This is a genomic window from Hyunsoonleella pacifica (assembly GCF_004310335.1).
GTDB lineage: Bacteria > Bacteroidota > Bacteroidia > Flavobacteriales > Flavobacteriaceae > Jejuia > Jejuia pacifica.
The window spans coordinates 64,247-81,373 of record NZ_SIRS01000001.1 but is presented as its reverse complement, the minus strand read 5'-3'; the positions used below and the strand labels follow the sequence as shown (position 1 = coordinate 81,373).

At 31.8% G+C, this 17,127-nt stretch carries 23 protein-coding genes; 18 read left to right on the top strand and 5 right to left on the bottom strand.

The features are described from left to right. Nucleotides 1-106 precede the first annotated feature (106 nt). Nucleotides 107-496 (top strand): PUR family DNA/RNA-binding protein, encoded by a 390-nt coding sequence (locus tag EYD46_RS00390; protein WP_130935079.1) that lies wholly within the window; start codon nucleotides 107-109, stop codon nucleotides 494-496. Between the two features lie 74 nt (nucleotides 497-570). Here EYD46_RS00390 and EYD46_RS00385 read toward each other — a convergent pair whose 3' ends face one another. Further along, nucleotides 571-906 (bottom strand): tRNA-binding protein, encoded by a 336-nt coding sequence (locus EYD46_RS00385; RefSeq protein ID WP_130935078.1) that lies wholly within the window; start codon nucleotides 904-906, stop codon nucleotides 571-573. A gap of 47 nt (nucleotides 907-953) precedes the next feature. On the opposite strand from EYD46_RS00385, the gene EYD46_RS00380 reads away from it, so the two are divergent. Beyond that, nucleotides 954-1,511, top strand: coding sequence for a thioredoxin family protein (locus tag EYD46_RS00380; RefSeq protein ID WP_130935077.1), 558 nt, complete (start codon nucleotides 954-956; stop codon nucleotides 1,509-1,511). Here EYD46_RS00380 and EYD46_RS00375 read toward each other — a convergent pair. The 3 genes from EYD46_RS00375 to EYD46_RS00365 form a co-directional block, all read right to left on the bottom strand. Then, entirely contained in the window at nucleotides 1,495-1,983 is a 489-nt protein-coding gene (locus EYD46_RS00375; protein WP_130935076.1) for a GNAT family N-acetyltransferase, read from the bottom strand. The genes EYD46_RS00380 and EYD46_RS00375 overlap by 17 nt on opposite strands. Before the next feature lies 1 nt (nucleotide 1,984). Beyond that, nucleotides 1,985-2,530, bottom strand: a complete 546-nt coding sequence (locus EYD46_RS00370; RefSeq protein ID WP_130935075.1) for a YfiT family bacillithiol transferase — start codon at nucleotides 2,528-2,530, stop codon at nucleotides 1,985-1,987. A 358-nt stretch (nucleotides 2,531-2,888) separates the two neighbouring features. Further along, entirely contained in the window at nucleotides 2,889-3,821 is a 933-nt protein-coding gene (locus tag EYD46_RS00365; protein ID WP_130935074.1) for a peptidylprolyl isomerase, read from the bottom strand. Between the two features lie 268 nt (nucleotides 3,822-4,089). Between EYD46_RS00365 and EYD46_RS00360 the strand changes: the two genes are divergently transcribed. From EYD46_RS00360 to EYD46_RS00285, 16 genes are all read left to right on the top strand, one after another. Then, nucleotides 4,090-4,482, top strand: coding sequence for a hypothetical protein (locus tag EYD46_RS00360; RefSeq protein ID WP_130935073.1), 393 nt, complete (start codon nucleotides 4,090-4,092; stop codon nucleotides 4,480-4,482). A gap of 3 nt (nucleotides 4,483-4,485) precedes the next feature. Continuing rightward, on the top strand, nucleotides 4,486-4,728 hold the full coding sequence (locus EYD46_RS00355; protein WP_130935072.1) for a hypothetical protein: 243 nt from the start codon (nucleotides 4,486-4,488) through the stop codon (nucleotides 4,726-4,728). 213 nt (nucleotides 4,729-4,941) lie between these two features. Beyond that, nucleotides 4,942-6,069: an SIR2 family protein gene (locus EYD46_RS00350; RefSeq protein WP_130935071.1), complete on the top strand. Its 1,128-nt coding sequence runs from the start codon at nucleotides 4,942-4,944 to the stop codon at nucleotides 6,067-6,069. Nucleotides 6,070-6,223: 154 nt separating this feature from the next. Next, entirely contained in the window at nucleotides 6,224-7,339 is a 1,116-nt protein-coding gene (locus EYD46_RS00345) for a hypothetical protein (protein WP_130935070.1), read from the top strand. Between the two features lie 222 nt (nucleotides 7,340-7,561). Beyond that, complete coding sequence (locus EYD46_RS00340; RefSeq protein ID WP_130935069.1) at nucleotides 7,562-7,987, top strand: hypothetical protein; 426 nt, start codon at nucleotides 7,562-7,564, stop codon at nucleotides 7,985-7,987. Beyond that, nucleotides 7,963-8,247, top strand: coding sequence for a hypothetical protein (locus EYD46_RS00335; protein WP_130935068.1), 285 nt, complete (start codon nucleotides 7,963-7,965; stop codon nucleotides 8,245-8,247). The genes EYD46_RS00340 and EYD46_RS00335 overlap by 25 nt, the downstream gene beginning before the upstream one ends. Nucleotides 8,248-8,439: 192 nt before the next feature. Beyond that, nucleotides 8,440-8,718, top strand: coding sequence for a barstar family protein (locus tag EYD46_RS00330; RefSeq protein WP_130935067.1), 279 nt, complete (start codon nucleotides 8,440-8,442; stop codon nucleotides 8,716-8,718). Beyond that, nucleotides 8,719-9,090: a hypothetical protein gene (locus tag EYD46_RS00325; protein ID WP_130935066.1), complete on the top strand. Its 372-nt coding sequence runs from the start codon at nucleotides 8,719-8,721 to the stop codon at nucleotides 9,088-9,090. Nucleotides 9,091-9,275: 185 nt separating this feature from the next. Continuing rightward, a complete protein-coding gene (locus EYD46_RS00320; RefSeq protein WP_130935065.1) occupies nucleotides 9,276-9,647 on the top strand; it encodes a transposase in 372 nt (123 codons plus the stop codon). 35 nt (nucleotides 9,648-9,682) lie between these two features. Beyond that, complete coding sequence (locus tag EYD46_RS00315) at nucleotides 9,683-10,498, top strand: IS3 family transposase (protein ID WP_229731242.1); 816 nt, start codon at nucleotides 9,683-9,685, stop codon at nucleotides 10,496-10,498. A 60-nt stretch (nucleotides 10,499-10,558) separates the two neighbouring features. Then, entirely contained in the window at nucleotides 10,559-11,125 is a 567-nt protein-coding gene (locus tag EYD46_RS00310; RefSeq protein WP_130935063.1) for a hypothetical protein, read from the top strand. Nucleotides 11,126-11,383: 258 nt separating this feature from the next. Then, nucleotides 11,384-12,007: a hypothetical protein gene (locus EYD46_RS00305; RefSeq protein ID WP_130935062.1), complete on the top strand. Its 624-nt coding sequence runs from the start codon at nucleotides 11,384-11,386 to the stop codon at nucleotides 12,005-12,007. A gap of 169 nt (nucleotides 12,008-12,176) precedes the next feature. Then, a complete protein-coding gene (locus EYD46_RS00300; RefSeq protein ID WP_130935061.1) occupies nucleotides 12,177-12,875 on the top strand; it encodes a cyclase family protein in 699 nt (232 codons plus the stop codon). 140 nt (nucleotides 12,876-13,015) lie between these two features. Then, on the top strand, nucleotides 13,016-13,576 hold the full coding sequence (locus EYD46_RS00295; RefSeq protein ID WP_130935060.1) for a Crp/Fnr family transcriptional regulator: 561 nt from the start codon (nucleotides 13,016-13,018) through the stop codon (nucleotides 13,574-13,576). A 69-nt stretch (nucleotides 13,577-13,645) separates the two neighbouring features. Next, nucleotides 13,646-14,095, top strand: coding sequence for a nuclear transport factor 2 family protein (locus EYD46_RS00290; RefSeq protein WP_130935059.1), 450 nt, complete (start codon nucleotides 13,646-13,648; stop codon nucleotides 14,093-14,095). Nucleotides 14,096-14,221: 126 nt separating this feature from the next. After that, nucleotides 14,222-14,815: an SRPBCC family protein gene (locus EYD46_RS00285; RefSeq protein ID WP_130935058.1), complete on the top strand. Its 594-nt coding sequence runs from the start codon at nucleotides 14,222-14,224 to the stop codon at nucleotides 14,813-14,815. 96 nt (nucleotides 14,816-14,911) lie between these two features. Here the strand turns inward: EYD46_RS00285 and EYD46_RS00280 are convergent, their stop codons facing one another. Then, on the bottom strand, nucleotides 14,912-17,116 hold the full coding sequence (locus tag EYD46_RS00280; protein ID WP_130935057.1) for an ATP-dependent DNA helicase RecQ: 2,205 nt from the start codon (nucleotides 17,114-17,116) through the stop codon (nucleotides 14,912-14,914). Nucleotides 17,117-17,127: the final 11 nt, after the last annotated feature.

The window sequence follows — 17,127 nt, the reverse complement described above, 5'->3', positions numbered from 1 at the left end:
GATTTAATTTAATAAAAATCAGCATTTTGAAAAGAAACTTTAAAAAATGTTGGTAAGTTTCGGTTTTTTTTAGATTTTTGATGTAACCAACATTTAATAACATATAATGAATAACAACAGCATGATGGAGAAAGAGGAAATTTTTTCTAAAGTTTTACGAGCTGGGAGACGCACTTACTTTTTTGATGTTAGAGCTACTAAAGCTGAGGATTATTACTTAACAATTACTGAAAGTAAAAAATTCACAAATGATGATGGTTCTTACCATTACAAGAAACACAAAATTTATATTTATAAAGAAGACTTCTCTGAGTTTAAAGAAATTCTGGCTGAAATGACTGACTTTATTATTCAAGAAAAAGGTAATGAAGTAATTAGCGAGCGTCATCAAAGAGACTTTAAAAAAGATTATGAACAGCCAGCTGTTGAAAGTAGTACTACTGAAGAAATAAAATCTACTGATAATTTTACAGATATAGATTTTGATGATATTTAATAGCATTAAAATTTCTAGATATTAAAAACCTTTGTTTCTTCTTCTTCTTCGCAAAGGTTTTTTTATATCACAAATTAACTCACAGCCGTTCCATTTTTTACAGTTTCTTCTGGATTTAATAAAAGTACATCTTTACCATTTACAGCCCCTAACACTAAACATTCACTCATAAATTTTGCAATTTGTTTTTTAGGGAAATTTACCACTGCAACAATTTGTTTGTTTAATAAATCCTTTTTTGTGTAAAGAGTTGTTATTTGTGCAGATGATTTCTTAATTCCTAAATCTCCAAAATCAATGGTAAGTTGGTAAGCAGGATGTCTTGCCTCAGGAAAATCGTTAACTTCTATAATAGTACCTATGCGTAAATCTACTTTGGTAAAATCTTCAAAAGATATTGTTTCACTCATTTCTCAAAAATATAAATAATTCCGACATTTGGAGAAATAAAAACATTATGGCAAGAACTCCATCAAATATGCTTCCTTTAGGAACCAAAGCTCCAGATTTTTCACTTTTAGATACTGTATCAGACGCTGTTTTAAATTTAAACAAACTTAAAGGTAAAAAAGGTACTGTAATTCTATTTATATGTAACCACTGCCCTTTTGTGATTCATGTAAATCCAAAATTGGTTGCCATTGCTAATACATACAAGTCTCAAGGGATTAATTTTATTGCTATTTCTAGTAATGATGTTGAAAATTACCCTCAAGACAGCCCTGAGAAAATGAAAATTCATGCTGTGACAGAAGGGTATCCATTTCCGTATTTATATGATGAAACACAAAGCGTAGCAAAAGCTTATAATGCTGCTTGTACACCTGATTTATATCTTTTTAATGAAGATTTAGAATTAGCCTATCGTGGACAATTAGATGATTCTAGACCTGGAAATGGCATTCCTGTTTCAGGAAAAGATTTACAATACGCTATAGATTGTTTAATTTCTGGTAAAGAAAACAATGAAACTCAAAAGCCTAGTATTGGCTGTAATATTAAGTGGAAAGTCTAAGTTGGTACATCGCTACATCGTGCCATTTACCAAATTTTAAACCCACTTCTTTTAAAAGCGCCACTTCTCTAAATCCAAATTTTTCATGAAGTCTAACACTAGCATCATTAGGTATTGTTAAAGCACCAATTACCGTATGCGTTTCAGTTTGCTTTAATTTTTTAATAAGTGCTTCATACAATTTTGAACCAATGTGCTTACCATGCGCATTGTGTTTCACATATACAGTGGATTCCACTGTAAAATTATAGGCTGGTTTTGGTCTAAACCTACTTGCATAGGCAAATCCTAAAATTTCTTGATGCTCTTCAAAAACCAAAAAGGGATACTCAGAATTTATGCGGTTAACTTTTGCCTCAAAAACTTCAAATGATAGAGGCTCTATATCAAACGTAGCAACTGTATTGGATACATAATAATTATAAATATCCAACAGAGCTGAAATATCATCTTTTGTAAAATGTCTTACCATTTTACATCCAGCCTTTTTGCTTCATTACATGTTCTATGTGCGCATAATGATGCTTACTATGCCACGCATAATTACCAATATTGTAATCTAAAAACACTTCATTGTTAGTTTCGGGATGCAAAAAGCTTTTTTTAAAATCATCTTCAGATAAATCTCTTAACAGATATACCAATTTATAATGAATCGCCTTTAAATGCTCTAAAGACATTTGTATTGGTGCTGTTTTACTATCAAACAACTCTGCCCAATTCTTTTCTTCATAAGCTTTTATTAAAGGTTTATCTTCTGTTAATGCCCACTTAAATCTTGTATAACTATGGTGATGACTATCTGATACGTGATGTACCGTTTGTCTTATAGTCCAGCCTCCAGGCCTATATGGTGTATCTAGTTGTTCCTTATTAAGGTGTTTCACTAAAGCTTCAAACCGAATTGGAAATGTTTCTAAAACATCAATCCACTCTTTTACATGCTGTTTAGTAATGACTTCAGGACACTCAAACTGTCCTATTGGGTATTTTAATCTTTCTAATGTTGCTGTATCCACAAGTATGTATTTATAAATGTGGTTCTAAAATAAGTATTAATTGTGATTATTCAATTTCTGAAACTACAAAACCATTAAAAATGAAGGCATCTTCAAAAGTATACTTGAGTTCTTTTAGATCTTCTGGATAAAGATGAGTTTGTTTTACACGTACCATGGCGTAAAATTACACAGACAGTACAAGTAGCTTTAAAAAATCGATAAGTTTATTAATTCAACACGTCTTACTAGCGTTCATAAAAAAAGCACTCTTTTCAGAGTGCTTTACAAAATATTTGGATTTTTTATTTCTAAGATTATTTAAAATTTATAAACATAGGTAAATGCATTAAATTTTAGAAACAAAATAATACTTTGCTTATTTTATATCCATCAGCTCAACATCAAAAATTAAATTAGCATCTGGTGGAATAACACCACCAGCACCACGACTACCGTAAGCTAAATGGCTTGGGATTACCAAACGTGCTTTATCGCCTACATTTAATAAACCAATACCTTCATCCCAACCTGGAATTACTTGCCCCACACCTAATGGAAAATCTATAGGCTGATTTCTATTATAAGAAGAATCGAAAACTGTACCATCCATTAACTGTCCTTTATAATGTACAGATACTGTTTTACCTTTTTCTGCTTTTACACCATCTCCCTTTTGGATAATTTGGTATCGCAAACCACTTTCGGTTTTTTCAAAACCAGCAGCAACTTTTTCTAATTCTGCTTCTTGTTTGACTTTTTCTTCAGCTAGTCTTTTTTCTCTAGATCCTTCAAACGTTCTAAAAGATTCTACAGCATTAAAACCCTCTGCCTCTGCGCCTACTCTTACTATTTCTAAACTTTCAATTTCATCGCCTTGCGCTATAGCATCAACAACTTCTTGTCCTTGTGTTACTTTTCCAAACACTGTATGGTTATTATCTAACCATGGTGTTTCTACATGGGTAATAAAAAACTGGCTACCATTAGTACCTGGCCCTGCATTTGCCATAGATAATACTCCTGGACCATCATGCTTTAAATCTGGATGAAACTCATCATCAAATTGATAACCTGGGTTTCCAGCACCTGAACCTTGAGGACACCCTCCTTGAATCATAAAATCTGGAATAACCCTATGAAATTTTAACCCATTGTAATATGGTGTGCCTTGCGGTTTTACTTTATTTTCTAAGTTACCCTCTGCCAAAGCCACAAAGTTGCCTACGGTTCCTGGAGTTTTTTTGTATTCTAAAGCAACTAGTATTTCGCCTTTTGATGTATTGAATTTTGCGTATAATCCGTCTTGCATGGTCTTGATTTTTAATGAGGTGCAAATATAGTACGAATTTTAATTTTAAGATGAATGAATACTAGTTTTTAAATGAAAGATGCAAAAATCTTTTTTGATAATGTACAAGGGTTTAGCTACCTTGCTGAATATAAGAATTTTCATCTTTTTAAGTATGGAAGCTAAAACACATAAAAACAACCAAAAGTTCCGTATAGCCACCCAATTTGGCGGTATATAAAGAAGAACGTTCCGCATATAAACAAGTTCTACGCAATTAACACTAACAATGAAAAAAGAATTAAAATACGCACTTCTGTTCTTTGGAGTTTTTATTATTATGGTTTGCGGATTTATTGGATTTGGACTTTACTCAATGGAAATTGAAGACCACTATGGAGACCTTAAAGAATTATATTATAAATCAGAAAATGGAGATGTAATTATAAACAAAACAACATCTGAATTTGGAATAATTGAAAAAAATTGGAAACGAATTAATATAAGAACTCAGAAGAAAGATTCAACTGATTTATATAATTGGGTTTACCAAAACCGAACAGAAACTAAGACTGAAATTTATAGACCAAAAAGTAAAGAAACTGAACTCAATGGAATCACATTCTCGGATTTGAAAAAATTAATTAACAAATCGGAATTAAAATTAATTATAGAAAATTAAAAAATGGCTAGTTTAATTTGCCCAAATTGTGGAGAAGATTCATTCACTTGGAGTCTTGATGAAGAAATATCTGAATTGACAATTTGGAATTGCTATAAATGTGAATATCAAGCATACGAAAATGAAAAAGATGAACGGAATTGTCAAAACTGTGAACGAAGAACAGAAACAAAATTAAAAGACAATCGAAAAGAATATTGGTGGTGTTCAGATTGTAATTCCAAATCGGAAATAAAAACTGCGTAGAACAATGGCTATAATTAATACGGGGTTTGGTGTTTAATCCAAAGTTTAGTGTATTTTTATAAGGTCGTCAAATCATTTTGATTTGACTTTTGAAAAGAAAAAATAAAAGCAAACAAAATGCTTCGTCTTAGTGCTAAAATCGGAAAGCCTCCGCTTCCCTATTCCCGCACTAATCATAGCCGAAGCCGTTACCTGTTATTATGACCAACCAATATGAGTAAAACAGTTTACATACTTGGAGCTGGATTTAGTATTCCAGCAGGAGCACCAACTCAAGCAGGATTAACAAAGGCTATTTTTGATTTAAAGGAGAAACCAATATACCAAAACAATAAAATTCTACGGCAGTATTTCGAAAAATTTGAGGAGTTTCTTGAGAGACAATTATTAGTTGAAAAAGAGGACTTAAAAAATGTTGCATTAGAGGATATATTTACACCAATTGATAGGTGCATTATAGAAAATTCTTCTTATCGTTCAATCGAACCAAAAAAGTTGATTGAGATTAGAGAGGTGGTTTACAATTTGATTATCGTGGCACTACGTGAAACTCTGAAAACAGCCGAAACAGGATATATTGACGAATTCGCTGATTTTCTTATTAAAAAAACCTATCCAAAAATAGAAAATCCGAAATTAGACGAAGTAGCTGTTTTAACAACTAACTGGGATATTTTATTAGATAACGCCTTGAAGAGAAAATTGCGGAACTTAAAAAAGCCGAATGAAGACTTTGAAGGTGTTGTCGACTACTGTTGTTATGTTAGTTCATTAGACAGAAATGACCATTCTATTAAACCTGGTTTATATGCTTTAGGCAAAGGAAAGTTTAATGTCAAGCTTTTAAAATTACACGGTTCAATGAATTGGCTACATTGCCCAAAATGCCAGAGAGTTTATGTCAAATTTTATGAGAAAATTGCTGGCGATATCGTTTTTCACAATCAACATTGTAGGCATTGTAAAAGAAATTACACCGAGAATAATAACAACTCTCTGAAGTTGAGAAGTAATTTAATAATGCCAACTTTTTTAAAGGATTTAAATAATTTTCAAATTAAATTGATTTGGCAAAATGCAGGCGTGGAATTATCAGAAGCAGACAAAATTGTTTTTATTGGATACTCGCTACCACAAGCGGATTTTGAATTGAGGCAACTCTTATCACGAATGATTAAAGACCACGTTGAAATTGATGTTGTATTATCGGAATATGATAAGCCAGTAAAAGACTTTGAATGGGCATTTGCAGAAAAAAGATATGAGTCATTTTTTGGAATTAGAAAACCGAATTTCTATTATGACGGAGTAAAAGAATACTTGAAAAATAACAACAGGTAACAATGGCTATAAACAATTGCTATTACAGGCTTATCCTGAAAATTTCTGCAGAATTTTCAGCTTGTCGTGTAATTGCAAAAGTCCGTATTAACCCACACAGCTGTTCATAGCCGAGACCGTTAGCAGCAAGCAAAAAAAACACCTCTAACAAAGAATGAACAATCAGAAAACCGAATTTTTACAAAGTATTTTAAATAACAAGAAAATTCTGATTGAATTAATAGCAGCTGCAATTGTTATTGGACTAGGTGTAAGTTTTATCGCATCTGGGATTTTCGATTATTTCAACTTTCAAAATAAAAACCTGATTTTCCTATCAATTGGAATATTCTTAACTATTATTGGATTTGTTTACTATCTCAACAAACTTTTTGGACGGAAAAAATTCTCGAAAAAAGTAGAGGGATTTTTTATTTTGGATAGAAAGAATAAAAAAGTCATAGATATAGACAACTATGATTATTCAAATAGTTTAGCAAGTAATTTAAAATATGCCTTTAAAGAGGACAAAGCACTTAAAAAAACTTGGAAGAAAATAGACTTTGAAAACATATTTAAAAAGAATAGAAAATTCTTAGAAATAATTGATGAAGCTTCAGAATATTACCTACTTGAAAAACTATCTACTCACCTATCCGTTTATTTTAATAACACAAAATTTGATAAAGAAGAACTGACTGAATATGAAAGGAATGATATTCCGGATGTGCTTTTAAATAATAGGTTTTTAGAATTATTTTCTAAACCAATGGACCAAAGGGAATCATTCATTTCTGACGAAGAAATTGACGGCGTGTTCGAAATAAAAAGAAATGGAGAAAAAGAATCAGTTGGTAAAGTTGTTTCAAGTTTCAGGAATGGAGTAATGTTCAGTCATTTCGACTTGAAACTACCTAAAAACAGTAAACTAAAAAGAAACTCTGACCATTCTATTTCACTTGTTACTGAAAGATTCACCCTAAATCTTAAGACAATTATTAGTGGAATAAATACTTACATTCCTCACGAATATGAAAAGCATTATCTTGGGTTAAATTACTCAAGTGATTTACCTGCTTTTATAGCAACCTACGAAATAGAAGTTAATTTTCATATTCTTTCTTTATTCAAAACAAACAGTTGGCAATATTATCAATGGGTTGACTCATTTATAAATAGAATTGAGAATGACGTTTCCCAAGATTATTACTTCAATAAGAAAATAGAATGGGATAAAACATATCCAATAATTAAAATGCTTAAACAGAAACAAGGAGCAACCAAGAAATAAAATAGGAAAATGCCAGCTGCTAACAATGTATATAAAAAATAGCGCAAATCGTTGCTAACACGAAGGCTTGGGCATTTTTGGAAAGTCGCCAAATTTTTAAATTTGACTATTTCCCAAAAATAAAATAAATAGTAAAATTTAAAAATTTGGCTTGTGTATCATCCGAAATTTATCGCTTATTTTCAGCGCTACTTTTCATATACGGAGCCGTTGTAACACATTATGAAAAAGCTATTAGTCGGAATTGTAATTTTGTTCTCAATGTTTGGATTTTCACAGACCAAAAGAGCTACTGACTCATTGAAATTAAGAGTTTTTAATAACGGCAAGTATCTTATAAAAGAACTAAAAATAAATATCGAGGGAAAAGAATATGTATTCAAGGACATTTTGAAAAACAAATATTCTGAATCTATAAAATTACCCTATATCTGGAATTATGGAAATTCATTGACTACAACTGTAATAATAAAGAAAATGTTTGCTTATGACTGGTGGGTAACTTCTGAGGAAATGCCCATTGACCATATTGGGGACAAGAAAATAGAAAATGGAGAATATACTTTAAGCGTGAAAACTCGAATGAAAAAAAAGCAACTTGATGTAGAACGGGAGTTAATAAAATGGGTAAAAAAATCTTCACATTAAAAAATATAGCATTAGGAATTGGTTTCGTACTTGTGGACTTAGCTATTTATGTGGTATTGGGACTATTGCTCATGGATTACGATGATTTTTATGATGAAAGTAAAGGAGCTTATTGGAGTTTAGAAAGTATGACAACTTCACAGAAAACAACATACATTGGATTGAATATTTGGCATGTTATAAATGTAATTATTATTGGGTACGTGATTTATAGAATAGTCCGGTCGTGGAAAAATAACGTGTTACAACAAAACCTATAAACAATACGGGTTTCTGGCTTAATTGAAAGGTTTGTGTATTTTTATGATGTCCGCAAAATCTTTTGGATTTTGCTTTAGACAGGAAAAAAGAAAAAACAAAACCAAAAGATTTCGCTATGTGCGTGGCGGAAAGCAAACACCAGTTTGCACCCGTACTGTTCATAGCTAAACCGTTGTGCTTAATTTACCAAAATGCGAATAATCGAGATAAACGGAAATAAATTTTCAAATATGAAAGGATTTTATCGAGAGATAGAATCGAAAATGACTTTCGGACTGAATTGGAAAATTGGACGAAATCTAGATGCGTTTGATGACGTTTTATGTGGTGGATTTGGAGTTCACGAAGTGGACGAAAAATATATTTTAAAATGGCACAGAAGTGAAAAAAGTAAATCGGAACTGAAATATTTTGACCGAATAATAGAGATAATAAAAGAAAACGAAAATATTGAATTACAATTGACATAAGTGCTATTCTGGAAAACTGAAAATAGAATTGAACCCAAAAGGGAATTTTACTCGAAAATTAAAGAGTATTATATTGGAATTGTTGACAATCAAATCCCAATGGAATTGCTTAATGAAATAATTTCAAAAGTTACGGACAGAATTTATAGTGATTACAAACGATTTTGGAAACAGTATCCTAAATCACGAAAAAGATATTCAACTCTGAAAATGGATGATATTGAGAATCCATTTATTCATTATTTGATAACTGACTTTCTTGAAAACAGAAAACTAGTGGAATCTCGGAATTTTTTAAAGATTCTATTTAAAATGAATGACGAGGAATTTGACAAGTATTTAGACCAAAAAGATTGGTACGAAACGAAATAAAAACTAAGCACAACAATGTGTATAATTCATTGCTAGTACTCGCCTACTTACGAAAATCCTCGCGGATTTTCTATTCGGTTTGTATTTGCTAATTTAGTTGCTTAAACACGCAACGAAATCATACACTAGACCGTTACCCAACATTTTGACCCGTCCTGAATAAAGGCTACATAATTTTAAACATTATGTATAAAAATGACAAAGTCATCAGACGGTATTCAGAACCATTTAAACTGAAAATTTTAGACGAACTTACAACCGGAAAATTAAACAAGTATCAATTAGGTAAAGCTTATGGTATTGCTCCAACCACTATTAATGAATGGATCAGAAAGTACAATCGTAAGGACCTTATGAACACCAGAGTAACTGTGAAAACTAAAGATGAAATAACGAGAATCAAGGAACTTCAAAAAGAGATTGAACAACTAAAAAAATTGTTGTTAAAGAAAGACTTAGATGCTATGATTCAAGATTCATACCTAGAAGTTGCTGCTGAAGACCTTGGTTATAAATCTGTTGCAGAGCTAAAAAAAAAGCTAAATATAGAGCGTTAGTCAAGTCTAAAGCCAACGCTAAAGGATTTGCGTCTTTGACCACTATTACTGGCTGTTTTGGACTTAAACGTGATGCATATTACAAATATAAATATAGAGCTGATAAACGTTTAAAACTAGAGCAACAGATTATTCAAATTGTTAAGCAAAAACGCAGATCCTTGCCTAGAGAAGGCGTGCGTAAACTTAAAATATCCTTGAAAAACGATTTTGATAAAGCCAATCTTAAAGTAGGAAGAGACACGCTATTCAACGTCCTTAGAAAACACAATATGCTTATAACCAGAAAGAAACCTAGTTATAGAACTACAAATTCATTTCATAGATTCTATAAACACAAAAACATCATCAAAGATGTACTTGTTAATAGACCTAACCAGGTTTGGGTATCCGATATTACATACATCAGAACTGTAAAAGGATTTTGCTACTTAGCACTTATTACAGATATGTATTCTAGAAAAATAATTGGCTATGACCTTAGTGATAGCTTAGAACTTAGCGGTTGTACCAGAGCTCTTAAAAAGGCCTTATATCAAACTAAAAACACAGATGGACTCATACATCATTCGGATAGAGGAATACAATATTGCAGTAATGTATACACCCAAATTTTAAAAAGAAACCACATTGAAATCAGTATGACAGAAGAAAATCATTGCTATGAAAATGCCATTGCTGAACGTGTAAACGGCATCCTAAAAGATGAGTTCTATCTTGACCAGACCTTTGATAACGTACAACACGCTAAAAAAGCAACAAAAAGCGCAATCAACCTATACAACCAAATAAGATTACATGTATCTTTAGACTATAAAACACCGAATATGGTATACAAATTAACAGCGTAAATCAATTTTTAACCTGTAGCCATATTTCAGGACTAGACATTGCCCAAACAAACTTAATAAATGGAAATAACCCAAAATCAGAATAAAGCAACAGGAGAAATAGTTGACCTAATTGCAAGTGCGATTGGAAAAAATAGAGAAGTTCATTCTGCAACTGCAATTGCAACTTCCGCAAGATTATCAGGTTCATTTTTATTTAAATCATTCGGACTGAATATCGATGACGCTAAACCTGGAACAGCGGTACTTTCTCAACAGGCGAATGAACAAGGACCTGAACTGATTAATGTAATTGGAGCTGTCTTATCGAATATGGGAGTAACTGTTGACAATGATAAAATGGAATCGGCTGAAATACAAAAAACTGAACTTGACTTTTTGCAATCATTAAACTCGACTCAAGCAAAAGCAACCGAAATAATGAAAAAGCACAAGTTGACCGAAAAAGAAATGGCTGTGGCTTGTGCAATGTCAACAGCATTTATAATCCAACAATGCCAAAACGACGTAGATGTAGAATCTGGATTTAATACAGCAGTTTACGGACTGATTGAGGGTTCGAAAACTGTTCCACCAGAAATGACTGAATTACCGACTGAACAAAAAAAGTGGTATAAATTCTGGTAATCGGAATTTAAAACGAAATGAAAAAACAACTGTTTACAACAATGTATAACCGCAATTACGGCGGATTCGACTACGTCCGAATCCACTCGGAATTGCTAACGTCAGTGCTTAACCGAAAATTAACGCATATTAACCCGTAACTGACGGTTATACGAGCCGAGACCGTTGTAAGTAATTTGGGAAAAACGAACCTAATTGATATTTAAAGCTCTGAATAAAGAAAAATTTGCAGCAAAATTTACTGTTAAATGAACTAATATGAAAACAAGATTAATCATAATAGCATTACTATCCTCTCAAATATTTTATTCTCAAATTGAGATTCAAGAGGACAACCTTACTATTGAATATGTAAAAACAAAAAAGGCGAGCCAATTAATAGGTGCTGTAACTAACGTTAGGACAAAATCAAAGGAAATAGTTCAATACAACGTAAAAGTCAGAATTGAGATGATTGATAATAAGATAAGACCCTTTGATGTTAATAAATTCTCACTTATAGACCACCAAGCCAAAATAAGATTAAGACCACTTAGTGTGACTTATACAAATTTTACGGACAAATGGTACTTTATTCAATTAATTAAAAATAAACCCAAGTATAAATCTTTAGAAGATAGATACAAGCCAGATATTAAAGATACATTTTTAGATTATGAATTTGAGGGAGTTAATAATCTAATAGCACCAATATGTTATGAAGCTTATGATGAATACAAAATAAGTTTTAAAAACCCTGATAAAGAATGTCATCTATCATATTTTGAACCTAAAGATTTAAGAAAAAGAAATATAAACTTATATTTTCCAATGCAAAAAAGTGTAAAAAACGCTACGCTGTATTATGGATACATGAAAATTGTAGATATAAAATTAAAATAAACATTAATGAATACAAACTTAGGATGAGTATAAGTAATTGCTCGTTCTCGGATATTTCTGAAAATCCTTGCGGATTTTGAGTTTGATTTGTATTTGCAAAGTTTAGTGTTACCCCATGTAACCATTCATAGCTTAAATGTTACCGACAATTTGAAAAACAACATACTTAATGACAAAAATTATTGATTTAAGTCAAATAATCTATGAAGGAATGCCTGTATATAAAGACCTTCCAGAAGTTAAAATGACAATCCACAATTCTCACGAAGAATGGAATGGAATAAAAAACCCAAAAACTAAAACACCTGCGGTTCATAAATTAGAATTAGGAGAACATACAGGAACCCATGTTGACGCAACAAACCATATGGAAATTCAACATAAAGGCAAATCAATTGACAAAATGCCTCTATCTATGTTCTATACAGAAGGGATATGTTTAGATTTTTCTCATAAAACATTAAAAGAATTAATAGAGCCTCACGAAATAGAATTAGCTTGTAAAAAAGAAGGTTTAGTAATTAAAAAAGGGGACACTGTATTATTCTATACTGACCATTACAGAAAACATTTTAATGGAGAAAATTGGAGTAATGGCCCTGGAATTACAGCTGACTCAGCTAGATTTCTTGGGGAAAAGAAAATATCAGCTTTTGGTGTTGAAACTATGTCCCCAGGTGTTCCTGGGATTTCAAATAAAGAAGTTCATCATATTTGTGGAGAATTGAATTTTACACATTATGAAAATATGATAAACCTTAATCAATTAATTGGTAAAGGTAGATTTAGATTTATAGGTTTTCCCTTAAAAATTAAAGGTGGTACAGGCTCACCTGTTAGAGCTGTGGCCATATTAGAAAATGAATGACAAAAAACTGTTGCCTACTTAAGCCGTGTATAAAACTAGCTAACAAATATTAAATAAAAAGGTATTTGCTTATTTAATTAGTATCTTTTTAAATCCTATCTTTCATACACAAATTTGTAACAGTATTTACAAAAGTAAAATTGAAAAATTTTCTATCACAAATATTTAAAGTTGATGACGATATTCTGGACGAATATGCTTCAAACTGGTTGGAATATTCTATTCCCAAAAAAACAATATTCTCTGAGCCTGAAAAGATTGAACCATATCTTTATTTTGTAAAAACAGGTGTACAAAAAGCATATTTTTTTAATGAAGGTAAAGAGCATATTTTGTTTTTCTCTTATGCCCCATCCTTTAGTGGAGCTATGGATTCTTTTTTAACCCAAACCCCATCGAGGTTTTACGTTGAAACAATTACGGACAGCCAATTATTGCGTTTACCAAAAAGAAAGCATGAGCAATTAATTCAAAAATATCGTCCTCTTGAAACATTGTTTAGAAAAGCAACAGAAAACATCTTAATAGGGATGATAGAAAGACATAATGAGCTAATGGCTTATAATGTAGAAACACGATTTAAAAAATTCATGGGAAGAAGTTCCCACTTAATTAATTCTATTCCTCAAAAAGACATTGCTGCATATCTTCGAATTGATCAAACTAACTTTAGTAAGTTAATGAACAGAATTGTCATTTAATAATCTTGGTTTTTACCAAGATTTAGTTTCATCTAAATCTTGAAATTTGTCTCATAATAAATTAAAAAAATGAGATTAATAAAACACGTATTTGTAATTGGAATCTTTATACTTTCAATTATCACACATGCACAAGAGAAACAAACTATTATGGCTAATGAGAATATTATTACTACGTTTTTAAATGGGTTTGACGACACTTCTAAAATTACAGAATCACTTAGTTTATTAGCAGATGATTACCAGTTTACTAGTCCTACAGATGCGCTTTATTCTAAAATAGAATTTATTGAAGAAGCTAAAAATGTGGCAAAGGTTCTTACCGGACTAAAAATTAACAAAATAGCGGTAAGTGGTAATTGGGTAGCTGCTAATTATACGTTCATGTCTGCCATTAAAGGTTTAGAAAATACAACTGCAAATGAATGGTTTAGAGTAGAGAATGGAAAAATTAAAGAATCACATTTAATATACGATGCTTCTGAATGGAGAAAAGTATTTGAAAGCGTAAAACAGTAAGCTAACAATCAGTCATTAGAATAATTCCGTTTCTTTTTTGGCGAGTAACTGCAGACATAAAACGTCCGGAGACGAAGCATTTTAAAGAAGAAAAAATACTTTTTCATCACAAAAAGCAAAAGAGAGATGAAAGTAAAACTATTGATATTATTAGGATTACTAATAGTACACCTTAAAGGTATGGCACAAGAGAAAAAGAATAAAATAGTTAAAGAAACTTTGACTAGTGAAGTTATTAATGTGTCTGCAGATTCACTCTGGGCAATTTGCAGAGAATTTGATAAAACAGCAGAATGGACATCTACTTTAAAACGCTCTTATGGCACTGGTAAACCACAAATTGAAGGAGCAACGTGTTCTTCCCGAACTTGTGAAACAAATATTGGCAAAGGCGGCAAAGTAGTAGAAAAACTTATTATGTTTAGTGATAAGAACAAGGAGTTAGCATATAACTTGACTGATGGTGCTCCTAGTTTTATTACATTTTCAAGTAATCATTGGAAAATCATTGAAGTGAGTACGCGCCAATCAAAAATTGAAATGAACGTAACCATGCATATGAAAAGGTTTGCAGGATTCTTCTTGAGAAGATTAATTACCAAACAAATGAAAAAACAAGTAAACATTGTATTGGAAGAATTAAAGATTTATGCTGAAACTGGGCAAGTGTCAGAAGCTAAACGAAAACAAATTGAGAAACAGCAAAAAGGGATCAGATAACATTAATAACCAGAACTCATACAAAAATATTAAAGGTAATTAAACAAATACCTCCTGATGAAAATTATTTATCTAGAATAAAATAGTTTATTTAAACTAATTAGCCACCTCACTAATAAATTTGATACGATATAAGCGCAGTTCCTCATCATCATAATCGCCATCAAATTCCTCCATAGCATCCTCTATACTATCGGTATCTGATTCCATGAAGTAATCGTGAATTTCTTCTTGCTGATCTTCATCTAAAATTTCATCTATCCAATAATCTATATTTAGCTTGGTACCAGAGTATACGATAGCTTCCATCTCCCTTATAAAATCAGGCATTTCCATACCTTTAGATGAGGCTATATCATCAAGCGGTAACTTTCTATCTACATTTTGAATGATGTATAATTTATTGGCAGAATTGCTGCCTGTGGATTTTACTACTAAGTCTTCAGGCCTAGTAATATCATTCTCGTTAACGTAATTGGCTATTAACGCTACAAAATCTTTACCATATTTTTTGGCTTTACCATCTCCTACACCGTGTACGTTACTTAATTCTGTTAGGTTTATAGGATATTTTAAAGCCATATCCTCTAAAGAAGGATCTTGAAAAATTACAAAAGGTGGTACACCCAACTTTTTAGCATTCTTTTTACGCAAATCTTTTAACATTGCCATTAAGGTTTCGTCTGTAGCGCCTCCACTGCCTTTGGCATTAGTTATGATTCCTGAATCGTCTTGATTTTCATCAAAAACATGATCTTCAGTCATCATAAAAGAAGCTGGTTTGTTTATGAAATCCTCTCCTTTTTGACTCAACTCAATTACACCGTAACTTTCAATATTCTTCTTTAAATATCCTGCCACAAGAAGCTGCCTTAACAAGGCCATCCAATATTTAGAGTTTTCATGCTTTCCGCTTCCAAAAAATGGTTGTTCATTTGTTTTATGGGAATTTATCAGCGCATTTTCTTTACCCACGATAACATTTACAAGGTCTTTAGATTTGTATTTAGAGTTAGTGCCTTTTACTATATCTAGAAGAATTTTAGCATTATCCTTTGCCTCTGTTTGTTTTTTGGGGTTACGCACATTATCGTCCATATCTCCACCTTCTCCAGTAGCATTATCAAACGCTTCCCCGAAATAGTGTAAAATAAATTTACGTCTAGAAATTGATGTTTCAGCAAAAGCTACTACTTCTTGTAATAAGGCATGCCCTATTTCTTGTTCAGCCACAGGTTTTCCAGACATAAATTTTTCCAACTTTTCTATGTCTTTATAAGCATAATATGCCAAACAGTGGCCTTCTCCTCCATCTCTTCCAGCACGACCAGTTTCTTGATAATAACTTTCTATACTTTTAGGAATATCATGATGTATTACAAAACGCACATCAGGTTTATCAATACCCATCCCAAAAGCTATAGTAGCCACCACAACATCTACATCTTCCATAAGAAACATATCTTGATGACTCGATCTTGTTTTGGCATCTAAACCTGCATGATAAGGCACCGCTTTAATACCATTTACTTGTAAAACTTGTGCTAATTCCTCAACACGCTTTCTACTTAAACAATATACAATGCCTGATTTTCCTTCATTCTGTTTTATAAATCGAATAATGTCTACATCAACATTTTTGGTCTTGGGACGTACCTCATAAAATAAATTGGGTCTATTAAATGATGCTTTAAAGGTTGTAGCCCCAGAAATACCTAGGTTTTTAATAATATCTTCTTGAACTTTTGGAGTTGCCGTAGCTGTTAGACCTATAATTGGAATATTATCGCCAATTCTCCCTATAATATGCCTTAGGTTACGATATTCGGGCCTAAAGTCATGCCCCCATTCACTAATACAGTGTGCTTCATCAATGGCCATAAAAGAGATTTTTACCGAGCGTAAAAAATCTACATTCTCTTCTTTAGTTAATGATTCTGGTGCTACATAAAGTAATTTTGTTACACCATTTATAATATCTTCTTTTACACGCTTTACCTCAGTTTTATTAAGAGATGAATTTAAAACATGAGCAATCCCGTCTTCATTAGAGACACCTCTTATGGCATCTACTTGATTTTTCATAAGTGCAATAAGAGGAGAAACTACAATTGCAGTACCCTCTTCCATTAAAGCAGGTAATTGATAGCACAATGACTTCCCACCTCCAGTTGGCATAATCACAAATGTATGATTACCACCTAAAATACTCTTTATGACGTCCTCTTGAAGTCCTTTAAATTTATTGAATCCGAAATACTTCTTTAATGCACCGTGCAAATCAGCTTTTGCAATAGACATAAAATTTTTAA

Excerpts from the sequence above, each read along its gene's own strand:
- EYD46_RS00390 (WP_130935079.1), top strand. The coding sequence starts at position 107 with ATGAATAACAACAGCATGATGGAGAAAGAGGAAATTTTTTCTAAAGTT.
- EYD46_RS00385 (WP_130935078.1), bottom strand. The coding sequence starts at position 906 with ATGAGTGAAACAATATCTTTTGAAGATTTTACCAAAGTAGATTTACGC.
- EYD46_RS00380 (WP_130935077.1), top strand. The coding sequence starts at position 954 with ATGGCAAGAACTCCATCAAATATGCTTCCTTTAGGAACCAAAGCTCCA.
- EYD46_RS00375 (WP_130935076.1), bottom strand. The coding sequence starts at position 1,983 with ATGGTAAGACATTTTACAAAAGATGATATTTCAGCTCTGTTGGATATT.
- EYD46_RS00365 (WP_130935074.1), bottom strand. The coding sequence starts at position 3,821 with ATGCAAGACGGATTATACGCAAAATTCAATACATCAAAAGGCGAAATA.
- EYD46_RS00360 (WP_130935073.1), top strand. The coding sequence starts at position 4,090 with ATGAAAAAAGAATTAAAATACGCACTTCTGTTCTTTGGAGTTTTTATT.
- EYD46_RS00355 (WP_130935072.1), top strand. The coding sequence starts at position 4,486 with ATGGCTAGTTTAATTTGCCCAAATTGTGGAGAAGATTCATTCACTTGG.
- EYD46_RS00350 (WP_130935071.1), top strand. The coding sequence starts at position 4,942 with ATGAGTAAAACAGTTTACATACTTGGAGCTGGATTTAGTATTCCAGCA.
- EYD46_RS00345 (WP_130935070.1), top strand. The coding sequence starts at position 6,224 with ATGAACAATCAGAAAACCGAATTTTTACAAAGTATTTTAAATAACAAG.
- EYD46_RS00340 (WP_130935069.1), top strand. The coding sequence starts at position 7,562 with ATGAAAAAGCTATTAGTCGGAATTGTAATTTTGTTCTCAATGTTTGGA.
- EYD46_RS00335 (WP_130935068.1), top strand. The coding sequence starts at position 7,963 with ATGGGTAAAAAAATCTTCACATTAAAAAATATAGCATTAGGAATTGGT.
- EYD46_RS00330 (WP_130935067.1), top strand. The coding sequence starts at position 8,440 with ATGCGAATAATCGAGATAAACGGAAATAAATTTTCAAATATGAAAGGA.
- EYD46_RS00320 (WP_130935065.1), top strand. The coding sequence starts at position 9,276 with ATGTATAAAAATGACAAAGTCATCAGACGGTATTCAGAACCATTTAAA.
- EYD46_RS00310 (WP_130935063.1), top strand. The coding sequence starts at position 10,559 with ATGGAAATAACCCAAAATCAGAATAAAGCAACAGGAGAAATAGTTGAC.
- EYD46_RS00305 (WP_130935062.1), top strand. The coding sequence starts at position 11,384 with ATGAAAACAAGATTAATCATAATAGCATTACTATCCTCTCAAATATTT.
- EYD46_RS00300 (WP_130935061.1), top strand. The coding sequence starts at position 12,177 with ATGACAAAAATTATTGATTTAAGTCAAATAATCTATGAAGGAATGCCT.
- EYD46_RS00290 (WP_130935059.1), top strand. The coding sequence starts at position 13,646 with ATGAGATTAATAAAACACGTATTTGTAATTGGAATCTTTATACTTTCA.
- EYD46_RS00285 (WP_130935058.1), top strand. The coding sequence starts at position 14,222 with ATGAAAGTAAAACTATTGATATTATTAGGATTACTAATAGTACACCTT.
- EYD46_RS00280 (WP_130935057.1), bottom strand. The coding sequence starts at position 17,116 with ATGTCTATTGCAAAAGCTGATTTGCACGGTGCATTAAAGAAGTATTTC.